The organism is Curtobacterium sp. MCPF17_047, assembly GCF_003234045.1.
Taxonomy (GTDB): domain Bacteria; phylum Actinomycetota; class Actinomycetes; order Actinomycetales; family Microbacteriaceae; genus Curtobacterium.
Genome location: NZ_QKSF01000001.1, coordinates 357,909 through 369,227, shown reverse-complemented (window position 1 = coordinate 369,227; position 11,319 = coordinate 357,909). Strand labels below are relative to the sequence as shown.

Sequence of the window (11,319 nt, the reverse complement as noted above, 5' to 3'; positions counted from 1 at the left end):
GCTCCGGGTCCGGAGCCGCGTGTGGGATGATCGGTGAGCGGGTCCCGCCGCCATATACGGGACCGGCATCACCAGGCGTGTTCAGCGAAGCACCTGCTGAGAGGCGTCTTCGTGGAACTCGGTCGACCGCAATATGACGACACGGATGCCAGGGAGCGCGAACTGTCATCATAGGTGGCTCGACAGTGCGCTGTCCAGTCCCTGGCTTGACCGAGATCGAGTCCGACGTGTATAAGCCCCGGGCGACCGGTCTCATTCCCCGGTAGAGGGCCTTGCAGGCCCGCCGGGACGGCCACCAGGACCCGTGGCAGCGCCGTCGACAGTGCTGTCGACAGCGGCGCCGTCCAGCGCCCGCACCGCCTCCTGCGGCCGGTCGCTCCGCACGAACGTCGTCCGTCCCGAAACATCGGTGATCTCCACACCGGGTCCCGGCGTGAGCACGAGGGCCCGGCGACGACGACCGATCCGCAACCCGAGGCCGCCGTAGGTGTGCGCGTCCGCCTCGATCACCCGGACGGCCGTGATGCTGCGCCGGGCGATGCGCCGCCGCGGGAGCGGGCGGAAGTGCAGGACGACGGCGTCCTCGGTGACGGTCAGGCCGGCCCGGGCGACCAGCGCCAGGACCCCGACGACGACCGCGACGAGGCCGGGGATCACGAGCGCCGACTCCGGCGCGTCCCCGGGCCAGCCGAGGACGGCTGCGGTGAGCGCCAGCCCGGCGGCCAGGACGACCCCGCCGACGACGCGCATCCAGGCCGGCGCACCCTGGTGGTCGTCGACGAGCGGACGGGAGGCACGGCTCGGCCCCGCCGTGCTCCGCACCTGGTCCCGAGCGGACGTCGGCGACCGGTCCGGTCGGCTCGGTCGGACGGGGACGGACATGGTGTCGGCGGTCATGGGGTGCTCCTTCGGGCGCGGGGCCCGGACGTCGTGCGGCGGTGCGTCTGCAGCGGTGCGTGGTGCAACGCTCGGTGCAGCGGTGCGCGGTGCAGCGGTACGGGTGGACGCGGAGCACGTCGTCGAGACCCGCGACGGGAGCGGGGCTCGTCGTCGGGCAGGCGTCCGGGTCGGACCCCTGCGGGGACGCCCGAGGGACCGGGACGACGGGCACGACCGGTCGGTGGGGACCCGCGGTCGCGTCGCTCGTCGTCGTGAGGACCGCACCACGGTACGTCGCGAGGCTTGACGTCCCCTGTCAGTCGATGCAGAAGCATCGAAAAGCGCGGTACGACGAGCCCGGCCGGTCAGCGCAGGACGCGGGCGACCGCCTCCGCCCGGGTCCGGACGCCGAGCTTCGCGAAGACCTGGTTGACGTAGGACTTCACGGTCGGCACGGTCAGGAACAGCTCGGCGGCGATCTCCGGGTTCGTCCGGCCGTCGGCGATCCGGCTCAGCACGTCGGCCTCGCGCGGGGTCAGCCCCGGGAACCGCTGCCGGAGGTCCCGCCACGCACCGGCACCGTCGTCTGCCTCGGCAGCAGCACCGACACCGGCCGCACCAGCGGCGAGCCGCGCCAGCACCTTCGCCCCGACGGTCGCGTCGAACGTGGTCTGCCCGGAGGCCACCGAACGGATCGCGGTGGCGATCTCGGCGCGGCCGGCATCCTTCGTCAGGTACCCGCGGGCCCCTGCGGCGAGTGCGGTGAGGATCGAGTCGTCGTCCGCGTGCGTGGTCAGCACGAGGACCGCGACCTGCGGGTGTCCTGCGGTGATCCGCCCGGTCGCCGCCGCCCCGTCGAGGACGGGCATCCGCAGGTCCATGAGCACGACGTCCGGCGTGAGCGCCTCGACCATCGCGACGGCGGCCGCGCCGTCCTCGGCTTCGCCCACGACGTCCAGGTCGTCGACGAGCGAGAGCACCGTCACCAGTCCGTCGCGGACGATCGCCTGGTCGTCGGCGACGAGGACCCGGATCGTCACGAGGTCCGGCCGGTCGTTCCGTCGACGCCGGGCGGGTCGGCGACCTGGGCGACGGGCACGTGCATCGCGACGACGAACTCGCCGTCGGACCGCTCCGCCTCGACGGTCGCGTCGGTGCCGAGCTCTTCGAAGCGCTCGCGCATCCCGAGCAGGCCGTGTCCGTCCGCGGCGACCGGGTTCGCGACCACGACGTCCACGGCGTCGCCGTCCCGGATGACGGACAGGGACACGGGGCGGCCGGGAGCGTGCCTGCGGGCGTTGCTGAGGGCCTCCCGGACGCCGGCCACGACGACCGCGCGGGTGCGCTCGTCGACGTCGGGCAGGTCCAGGTCGCCCTGCACGACCGCGGTGCCACCGAAGGAGCGGTGCGCGTCGACCAGGGCGGCGATGCCGTCGCCGGCCGGCCGGGAGGCCCGTGCCGACTCCGGCGCACTGCTCTCGTCGGACGAGGGGTCACCCTGGGCGACGGCGGTCTCCGTGTCCGTGTCGGCGTCGACGTCGACGTCGGCGTCGGCGTCGGGCAGGTCGTCGCGGAGGGCGCGGACGGCCCGACGTGCCTCGGCGAGCCCGTCGGCGGCGAGCGCGCGGGCATCGGTCGCGCGCCGTCGGGCGTCGTCGACCCGGCCGACCTCGAGCAGGGCCTCCACCGCGTCGAGCTGCAGGACGAGTCCGCCGAGCGAGTGCGCGAGGACGTCGTGCACGTCCCGGGCGACCCGCGCCCGGTCGGCGAGCAGGCGGGCACGCTGCTGGTCGCGGTCGGCCTGGCGGGCCTGCTCCTCGAGGACGCGCGTCTGTTCCTCCGCAATCCGGAGCTGTCGGCGGCTCATGCCGATCACGACGCCGAGTGCCAGGCCGAGGGCGACACCGAGGACCAGGGCGATCGATGTGCCGACGACCGTCGCGATCCCGGCGACGACGACCACGGCGGCGAGTGCGGCGAGGACGGCAGCCCAGCCGGGGAGGGTCGGCGCGGCTCCGAGGACCACGAGCCCGATGATGACCGGGACGAGCAGGAGTCCGTCGGTGTGGACGACCGCGAGCGACCCCGCGGCGACCATCAGCACGGCCGAGGGCACGACGACGCGGGGTGGGCCGTACTCGCGGACCGCCCACGCGGCGAGCGCCACGGCACCGCCACCCCAGACCCAGACGGGGAGTTCCTGGGCGACGCCGTTCCGGACGAACCAGAAGGCGACGACGACGATGCCGATCGCGGTGAGCCCGACGGACAGCCCGGCGCGGGACCGGCCCCGTGCGGAGTCGGTCCCGGCGTCACGCCCCTCGGGGCCGCGGAGGTCGCTCATCACACCATCATGCCGCGGGCGGTGCGGGCGTCGTGCTGGAGGCGCTGGTCGACGACCAGGGCCCGTGCGGCGCGGTTGACGGCGAGCATGAGGAGGATGACGCCGGTCGAGGTGAGCAGGTGTGCGCCGAGGCGGGCTCCGACGACGTCGAGGCCGATCCGGACGACGATGAGGGCGATCCAGAGGCCGGCACCGACCCAGCCGGTGCGGGACTGCAGGGTGCGTCCCTTCCCGTCGGGGGTGCCGACGGTCCGGAAGCGGGTGCGGCTGCCCATCGCGAGGCCGATGCCGACGGAGAGCAGCGCCTCGATGCCGAGGAAGACGACGTCCTGGCTGTCGATCGTGGCGGCGCTCTGGGCGAGGACCACGATGCCGATGCCGGCCATCACGACCGGGCCGCGCCAGATCCGTGCCGGGTCGAGGTACCGCCAGGTGGCCTGCTTCCAGGCGAGGTACCCGACGAGTGCGAGTCCGATGACGGTGTTCGTGAGGAGCTGGACGGACATGGGGTGAGCCTCCCGGTCGTGTCCGGCGGGGTGTTCCCTGCCGGTGGTCCCATCGTCGCGAGGCCGCGTCCGCCGGCCCACCACCCACGGGTGGGGACCGGGCAGGGGTCCGGGTGGTGTTCCATGGACGCATGGCTGATGCGTTCGACGGGTTCCGGGTGGGTGCGGGGTACGCGGTCGTCGAACCGGACCGACACCGTCCGGGGTCGTTCACCCTGGTGGTGGACGGGACGCCGCAGTCGCACGTCGACCTCGAGGACCCGACGCACCTGGCGTTCGAGTACATCCGGCGGATCGGGCACGCGATCGACCTGCTGCCGCCGGGGCCGGTGACGGCGCTGCACCTGGGCGCCGGCGCGCTGACGCTCCCCCGGTACGTGGCGGTGACCCGGCCGGGTTCCCGGCAGCAGGTCATCGAGCTCGAACGGGACCTGGTCGACCACGTCCGGGACGCCCTGCCCTTCCCCCGCGGTGCGTCGATCCGGGTGCGGTACGGCGACGCCCGCGAGGTGCTCGAGAAGCTGCCCGCCGGGCTCCGCGGCACGGTGGACCTGGCCGTCGTGGACGTGTTCTCGGGAGCACGCACGCCCGCGCACGTCACGAGCGTGGAGTTCTACCGCTCCGTGGCGTCGTTCCTGTCGCCGACCGGCATGGTCGCGGTGAACGTCGCGGACGGTGCCGGACTGGCGTTCGCCCGCGGGCAGGCGGCGACGCTGCAGTCGGTGTTGCCCGCGGTGGCGGCGGTCGCGGACACCGGGATGCTGAAGGGTCGACGCTTCGGCAACATCGTGCTGCTCGGCTCCCCCGGCGAGTTGCCGATCGCCGACATGCCCCGGCGGTACTCGTCCGATCCGCTGCCGAGCAAGGTCGTCCACGGTGACGAGCTGCGGTCCTTCATCGCGGGGGCACCCATCGTCACCGACACCACGGCCGTCGGGTCGCCCGAACCGAACCGGTCGGTCTTCGGCGCCTGAGCCCCGGCTGCGGATCACCTCCTGGCCGTACCCCGCGCGGGGGACGCTGCCAAGATGGGCTGAGCACGCCGCGCCAGCGCGCGACCGCACACCACGAGGAGGCCGCCGATGACCAACGACGATCGCAACGACCAGCAGCCGCGCTACGGCGAGCGTGTCAGCCCGGAGCAGGGCGGAGCGCCGCGGTACGAGGACCAGCCGACACAGCAGTACGGGCAGCAGCAGTCGGCACCGCAGTGGGGCCAGCCGACACAGCACGGGCAGCAGCAGTACGGGCAGCCGCAGGACCAGCAGTACGGGCAGCAGCAGTACGGGCAGCCGCAGCAGTACGGCAACCAGCAGCAGCACGGCGGGGCGCCCGCCTGGCACTCGTACGAGGAGCCCGCGAAGAAGAAGAAGACCGTCGGCCTCATCGCGTTCGCCGCAGCCGTCATCGCGCTCGTGATCGGCGTGATCGGCGGCGTCATGCTCGGTACCGCCCTGTCGAGCAGTCAGCTGCTGCAGGACTACGCGCAGAACGGCGGATCCGGCAACCCCGCCGACTCGCAGGAGCTCCAGCGTCAACTCATGCAGGACCCGGAGGCGATGGCAGGACTCGGCACCGGCGCCGTCCTCATGCTCGTCGGGTCGGTCTTCGGCCTGTGGGCGATCGTGCAGGGCATCGTCGCGGTCGTCGCGAAGCGCGGTCGGCTCTGGGGTGTCCTGGCGATCGTCCTCGCCGTCCTGGCCTCCGTCGTGGCCGGTGCCGTGTACATCGCCGTCGCCGCCAGCTCCTTCAACGGGATGTGACCAGCAGCACTCCCGAGCACGGCCCGTCCCGGTGCATCCGGGGCGGGCCGTCCGCGTTCGTGCGCGTGGCACGGACACCTCCCGGGGCGACGCGGATACCCTCGACCGTGATGTCCCTCCCGCCCGAAGAACGCCGAGACCACGACCGTGCCGACCAGGCCCGGGAGCCCCGTCATGCCGCTCCGGTGACCGCCGGGGTCAGCCCCGGCAGCACCTTCGCGCCGGTCAGCCTCCGCCCGGCCGTCGACGTCCAGGCCGTGCAGGACCGCCTGCGCGACCTCGGGCAGAGCCGCAGCACCGACGCCCTGGCCGAACGCGCCGAGCTGCTCCGCCTGCTCGGACGGCTGGACGAGGCGCTGACCGTCGCCGAAGAGGTGTTCCGGCTGACGATGTTCACCGGGGAACGCCAGGACAAGGTGGCCGCCCGGATCCGCCGCGCCCACATCCTGCACGACCTCGGACGGTACGAACGTGCGGCGACCGAGGCCTCGATGGCGCGGGACACCGCCGCGACCGAGGAGTGGCCGGAGCTCGAGGGCGCCGCCGCCGAACTCGAGGGCTGGTCCCTCTACGAGCTGTCCCGCTTCGAGGAGGCCCGCGCCGTCCTCAGCCGGTCGTACGACGCGTTCCGCGCTGCCGGCGCCCCGGCGGAGCGCACCGAGGCGCTCCGGACCGCCGTCGAGGCCGCGCTCCGGGCCTCCATGACGCAGCCCGCGGTCGAACCGGAGGCCGAACGCCCGCGGACCGCCCGCGACTTCGCGGTGCGCACCGACTCCGAGCCCGCACCTCGTCCGGCCGAGACCGCGCCGCAGGTCCCACCGGCCCCGCGTCGGGTGCTCGGCGCCCCGGACGCGGCGCGGACCGAGGGCGACTCGCTCTGGGGTCGGCTGGCGCGTCCGTCCCGCACGGACCGGGACGAGTGACCCCGCTCGACCACGTGCGGAACCGCGCCGCCGAGCTGATGGGGCACCACCTGCCCGACGGCTCGTGGGCCTTCGCGTTCGACAACGCGAAGACCCGTGCCGGCCAGTGCGACTTCGCGCGACGCCGGATCACGGTGAGCCGCCACCTCGCGGTCCGCTCCACCCCGGAGGACGTCGAGCAGGTGCTGCTGCACGAGATCGCACACGCGCTGAGCGGGCCGCGCGCCGGGCACGGTCCCACGTGGCGGCGGACGGCCCAGGGCCTCGGGTACACGGGCTCGCGGCTGCACGACGGCCCGATCGCCAGCGAACTGGCCCCGTGGGTGGGGACCTGCCCCGCGGGGCACGAGCACTTCCGGTACCGCACACCCACCCGCCCGCTGGCGTGCGCGCGCTGCGGTCGGCGGTTCGACGAGCGGAACGTCATCACCTGGCACCGCCGGAACGGAACGGCTAGCCCAGCTTCGGGAGATCGTGTCGGAGGCGCGCCGCGCACCCGTTAGCCTGGGCGGATGCGAACAGGGCAGGACATCCGGACCGATGCCGGGTCCTCGTGGTTCTTCGACGCCGGTCGGATCGCCCTGGACTTCGCCCACACCGGTGGGTTCGCTGACGACCCGGACCGTCGACGCCCCCGCGGTCACCTCGGCGAGCTGCTGGCTACACCCGCTGACCTCGACGAGTGGCTCGGGTTGCACACCGAACCGATCGACGTCGGGGCGACCGCCCGTGAGCTGCAGGACGCCCGCGCGCTCCGGGCCGCGATCGCCCGCCTGGCCACCGCCGCCGCTCCGGCACCCGCCGACTCCGCCGCCGAACGGACCGCGGTCGCGGCGGGCCTCCGTGCCGGGACCGGACGGACCCGGCCGGTGCCGGACGACATCGACACGGTGAACCTGTTCGCCGCCCTGCCGGACGTGCCCCCGAGCCTCCCGGGTGGCCGACGCCGTGCCGGGGCGAACCGGGTGCGGCTGGCGCAGGCACTGTCGAGCGTCGCGCGCGACGCCGTCGCCCTGCTCACCGAGGTCGGTTTCGACGACGTCGAGGCCGACGGCCGGCCGGCACGCCTGAGCCGCTGTTCGGCGCCGGACTGCGGCCTCGTGTTCTACGACTCCTCGCGTGGCGGCACGCGCCGCTGGTGCTCGATGCAGCGCTGCGGCAACCGCGCGAAGGTCCGGGCCCACCGGGCCCGGCGCGCGGCCGTCTGAGCGGAGCTCGGGGCCCGCTCCCCGAAGATCCGCGGAGATCGGACGGCACGTCGAAAGTCTGGATTCGGCGAACCGAAAGCTCTGGCATGGTGGGTGCATGACGGACACCGCTGCCCCGGTCGTGGGCCACCGCCCGCCCGGTCGTCGTGCCACCGGACTCGGACTCCTCGGCCCGGCGTTCGTCGCGGCGATCGCCTACGTCGACCCCGGCAACGTCGCCGCGAACCTGACAGCCGGCGCCCGCTACGGGTACCTGCTGCTCTGGGTCCTGATCGCCGCGAACGCGAGTGCCGTCGTCGTCCAGTACCTCTCCGCCAAGCTCGGCATCGTCACGGGGAAGTCGCTGCCGGAACTGCTCGGTCTGCGGATGCGCCGCGCACCCCGGCTGCTGTTCTGGGCGCAGGCCGAGATCGTCGCCGCCGCGACCGACGTCGCCGAGGTGATCGGCGGCGCCCTCGCCCTGCACCTGCTCTTCGGCGTCCCGCTCGTGGTCGGCGGCGTGATCACCGGCGTGGTCTCGATGGCGATCCTGCTGCTGCAGCACCACCGCGGTGCCCGGACCTTCGAGGCCGTCGTCACGGCGATGCTCGCGGTCCTGACGATCGGGTTCTGCGCGGGACTGCTGTTCGCGCAGGTCTCCCCCGGGGCGCTGCTCGCGGGCATCGCGCCGCGGTTCGCCGACTCCGGCTCGGTGTTGCTCGCGGCGTCGATGCTCGGTGCGACGGTGATGCCGCACGCCGTCTACCTGCACTCGGCGTTGGCCCGCGACCGGCACGGCGACACCCCGGTGGGTCCGGAACGCCGACGGGTGCTGCTCGCCACGCGGTGGGACGTGGCGCTGGCGCTCGTCCTCGCCGGCGGGGTGAACATCAGCATGCTCGTCCTCGCCGCCGCCACACTGCAGGGGGTGTCGGGCACCGACTCGATCCCGGGAGCGCAGCACGCCATCGCCGAGAACGTCGGCCCCGTCGTCGGGGTGCTCTTCTCGATCGGTCTGCTGGCGTCCGGGCTCGCGTCGACCTCGGTCGGCTGCATGGCCGGAGCGGAGATCATGCACGGCCTGCTGCACATCCGGGTCCCGCTCGTCGTGCGGCGGCTCGTGACGCTCGTACCGGCGATCGTCCTGCTGGCGCTGCAGTACGACGCGACGCAGCTGCTGGTGATCAGCCAGGTGGTGCTGAGCTTCGGGATCGCCTTCGCGATCGTGCCCCTGGTGGCCTACACGTCACGGCGGAGCGTCATGGGCGACGACGTCAACGCGGTCGGGACGCGGGTGCTCGCGTGGCTCATCGCGGCGGTGATCGTCGCGCTGAACGTCGCGCTGATCGTGCTCACCGTCACGGGGTGACGCGACCAGGGTGCCGCGGCCGCGCCGCACGAACGTGCGGTGCGGCCGCGGGTGCTCACTCGGAGACCTCGACGTCCTTCCAGAACGCCACGTACCCGCTGTAGTCCTTGCCGACACGGTCGAACGACGTCGGGATCGGCTCCGGGTAGGACCATGCGTTGTCGACGTGCTGCTGCCCGTCGACGGTCACGGTCCAGTACTGCGTGTCGCCCTTCCACGGGCAGTGGTACTGGGTGGGGCTCTCGCTGAAGAGCTCGGTCTTCACGCTCGCCGGCGGGAAGTACCAGTTGCCCTCGATCTGGATGAGGTCCGTCTCCGGGGCCTCCGCGATGACGGTGTCACCGATCAGTGCCTGCATGGCTCACTCCTCGTTCTTCGCCGTCGGTGGGACGGCATCGAACCGGGACGTTACGCCCGCTCGGTGGACGGCCGTAGCGTGACGAGCTCCGGACCGACGGCGAGCGCCGCGTGGACCCGCTCGACACCGAGTACGTCTGCCGACTCGGAGGCGGTCACCAGGTGTCTCGCGGCCCGCCGGAGGCCCGTCCACGCCGCGCAGGCAGCCGCCGCCTCGGGTGAGGTGTGGTCGATCCCGGTGGTCACGAGCGCGTCGACGACGGCGCCCGCCGCGAGCAGGTCCTCGACCGCGAACTCCGGCACCGCGGGCACGTCGGGGAACTCGCCGGCGTCGTCCGCCGCACCGCCGCCGACGGGCTCGTCGAGGTGACCGGCAGCGACGACCGCCACGACGCAGCGGTCGCCGCGGTCGACCTGGAGGCGCAGCACCCGTTCCGCGACGGCCGTCACGTTCCCCAGGTGGCCGAGCACGACCTCCGGCCCGACCGGCAGCTGCGTGAGGGGCGCGCGGTGTCCGTCCGGTGCCGCTGCTGCTGCGAGGGTCGGGAGGACGTCGACCCAGACGAGGAGGTGCGCGTCCGGGGCGATCCGTGCCGCTCCCGCCGCACCCCAGCCGAACCGGACCTGGTACCTCCGCTGCCCTCGTTCCTGCACCCCGACACGATACCGAGACGGGAGCGGGCGCCCGCCGTCTCGTCCCGGGTGCGCGGCGGTCGCTGGATGCACCGTGCATCCCGTGTGTCGCGTGCACACGGGATGTGATGGCCCGCACGCAGCCTCGGTGTCCGCGCCGGCCGGTACGATCCGATGCCATGGAGACCGACCCCGCGCCCACCCTCACCGGCGACCGCGTCACGCTCGAGCCCCTGTCGCTCGAGCACGCGGACGACCTCCGGGCAGCGGTCGCGGACGGGGACCTCTGGCGCGCCTGGTACACGTCCGTCCCCGCGCCGTCGCAGGTGGACACCGAGATCGCTCGACGCCTGTCCGAGCAGGCCGCCGGCCGGATGCTGCCCTTCGCCGTGCGGGACCGCCCGACGGGCCGGGTCGTCGGCGCCACCACGTTCCTCGACCTCGACCGTGAGAACCGCCGGGTCGAGGTCGGGGGGACCTTCCTCGCCGCGTCGTCACAGCGCACCGGCATCAACACCGAGGCGAAGCTGCTGCTCCTCTCGCACGCGTTCGAGACCTGGCAGTGCATCGCGGTCGAGTTCCGGACGCACTGGCACAACACCCGGTCCCGTGCGGCGATCAGCGGGCTCGGCGCGAAGCAGGACGGCATCATCCGGAACCACTCGATCGGGCGGGACGGCAGCATTCGTGACACCGTGGTGTTCTCCGTGATCCAGTCGGAGTGGCCGACCGTGCGGCTGTCGTTGTCTGAACGTCTGCGCAGCCACGACCGGGCGGAGGGCGCGCGCCGCCGCTCGGCTCGTCACGCCTGACCCCGGGCCCGTCCCTCACCGCGGGAGTGCGCGGCCGGACCCCAGCCCGTCCGCGTAGCGTCCGCCGCATGCACGTCGGTCTCCGCATCGTCCTGGACGCTCCCGTCGACGCCGTCCGGGACGCCCTCCTCCGGCCGTCCGTGATGGTCGCCGTCACGAAGCCGTTCCTCGTCTACCGCTCGCTCGACCCCGCCGGGTTCCCCGAGCACTGGACCCCGCATCAGCCGCACCCGATCAGCGCGTCGACGTTCGGCCTGGTGCCGAGTGGGTCGAGCCACGTCGACATCGACCTGCACCAGACCGACGGGGTCCCGGTCCAGGTCGACCGCGGTGGCGGCACGAGCGGCCTGTTCGCCCGGATGGACATGCGGCACCGGATGGCCGTCTCCGCGCTCCCCGACGGCCGGACCCTGTTCCGCGACCGCCTGACCTACCGCACGCACCCCGCGCTCCTCGGCGTCGCGCTCTGGCCCGGCATGTGGGTCATCTGGCAGTGGCGGGCGTTCCGGATGCGCGCACTCGCCCCCACCTGGCGGGCGTGAGCGT

General features: G+C 73.5%; 14 protein-coding genes. 8 read left to right on the top strand and 6 right to left on the bottom strand.

Annotated features, from left to right (window positions below; translation table 11 throughout):
* Positions 1-252: 252 nt before the first annotated feature.
* From DEJ33_RS01865 to DEJ33_RS01850, 4 genes are all read right to left on the bottom strand, one after another.
* A complete protein-coding gene (locus DEJ33_RS01865; RefSeq protein ID WP_111194172.1) occupies positions 253-897 on the bottom strand; it encodes a hypothetical protein in 645 nt (214 codons plus the stop codon).
* Positions 898-1,244: 347 nt separating this feature from the next.
* Positions 1,245-1,919, bottom strand: a complete 675-nt coding sequence (locus DEJ33_RS01860) for a response regulator transcription factor (protein ID WP_111078442.1) — start codon at positions 1,917-1,919, stop codon at positions 1,245-1,247.
* Positions 1,916-3,223 (bottom strand): sensor histidine kinase, encoded by a 1,308-nt coding sequence (locus DEJ33_RS01855; RefSeq protein WP_181432740.1) that lies wholly within the window; start codon positions 3,221-3,223, stop codon positions 1,916-1,918. Before DEJ33_RS01855 ends, DEJ33_RS01860 begins: the two co-directional genes overlap by 4 nt.
* Entirely contained in the window at positions 3,223-3,729 is a 507-nt protein-coding gene (locus tag DEJ33_RS01850; RefSeq protein ID WP_111194170.1) for a hypothetical protein, read from the bottom strand. The genes DEJ33_RS01855 and DEJ33_RS01850 overlap by 1 nt, the downstream gene beginning before the upstream one ends.
* A gap of 131 nt (positions 3,730-3,860) precedes the next feature.
* Here DEJ33_RS01850 and DEJ33_RS01845 point away from each other — a divergent pair, with 131 nt between their 5' ends.
* From DEJ33_RS01845 to DEJ33_RS01820, 6 genes are all read left to right on the top strand, one after another.
* Positions 3,861-4,703 carry a spermidine synthase gene (locus DEJ33_RS01845; protein WP_111078439.1) on the top strand — a complete coding sequence of 281 codons (843 nt, stop codon included), beginning with the start codon at positions 3,861-3,863 and terminating at the stop codon, positions 4,701-4,703.
* Between the two features lie 108 nt (positions 4,704-4,811).
* Positions 4,812-5,492, top strand: a complete 681-nt coding sequence (locus DEJ33_RS01840; protein ID WP_111194169.1) for a DUF4064 domain-containing protein — start codon at positions 4,812-4,814, stop codon at positions 5,490-5,492.
* Between the two features lie 110 nt (positions 5,493-5,602).
* Positions 5,603-6,415 (top strand): hypothetical protein, encoded by an 813-nt coding sequence (locus DEJ33_RS01835; protein ID WP_110903678.1) that lies wholly within the window; start codon positions 5,603-5,605, stop codon positions 6,413-6,415.
* Positions 6,412-6,918, top strand: a complete 507-nt coding sequence (locus tag DEJ33_RS01830; protein ID WP_258374474.1) for a SprT-like domain-containing protein — start codon at positions 6,412-6,414, stop codon at positions 6,916-6,918. The genes DEJ33_RS01835 and DEJ33_RS01830 overlap by 4 nt, the downstream gene beginning before the upstream one ends.
* Positions 6,919-6,927: 9 nt before the next feature.
* Complete coding sequence (locus DEJ33_RS01825; protein WP_111043514.1) at positions 6,928-7,623, top strand: CGNR zinc finger domain-containing protein; 696 nt, start codon at positions 6,928-6,930, stop codon at positions 7,621-7,623.
* Positions 7,624-7,720: 97 nt separating this feature from the next.
* Entirely contained in the window at positions 7,721-8,971 is a 1,251-nt protein-coding gene (locus DEJ33_RS01820; RefSeq protein ID WP_111194168.1) for an Nramp family divalent metal transporter, read from the top strand.
* Positions 8,972-9,026: 55 nt separating this feature from the next.
* Here the strand turns inward: DEJ33_RS01820 and DEJ33_RS01815 are convergent, their stop codons facing one another.
* Together DEJ33_RS01815 and DEJ33_RS01810 are read right to left on the bottom strand one after the other, a co-directional pair.
* Positions 9,027-9,329: a DUF427 domain-containing protein gene (locus DEJ33_RS01815; protein WP_110903675.1), complete on the bottom strand. Its 303-nt coding sequence runs from the start codon at positions 9,327-9,329 to the stop codon at positions 9,027-9,029.
* A 50-nt stretch (positions 9,330-9,379) separates the two neighbouring features.
* Positions 9,380-9,982: a hypothetical protein gene (locus DEJ33_RS01810; protein ID WP_111194167.1), complete on the bottom strand. Its 603-nt coding sequence runs from the start codon at positions 9,980-9,982 to the stop codon at positions 9,380-9,382.
* 158 nt (positions 9,983-10,140) lie between these two features.
* Here DEJ33_RS01810 and DEJ33_RS01805 point away from each other — a divergent pair, with 158 nt between their 5' ends.
* Together DEJ33_RS01805 and DEJ33_RS01800 are read left to right on the top strand one after the other, a co-directional pair.
* Positions 10,141-10,773 (top strand): GNAT family N-acetyltransferase, encoded by a 633-nt coding sequence (locus tag DEJ33_RS01805; protein WP_111194166.1) that lies wholly within the window; start codon positions 10,141-10,143, stop codon positions 10,771-10,773.
* A 68-nt stretch (positions 10,774-10,841) separates the two neighbouring features.
* Positions 10,842-11,315 carry a hypothetical protein gene (locus DEJ33_RS01800; RefSeq protein WP_111194165.1) on the top strand — a complete coding sequence of 158 codons (474 nt, stop codon included), beginning with the start codon at positions 10,842-10,844 and terminating at the stop codon, positions 11,313-11,315.
* Positions 11,316-11,319 lie beyond the last annotated feature (4 nt).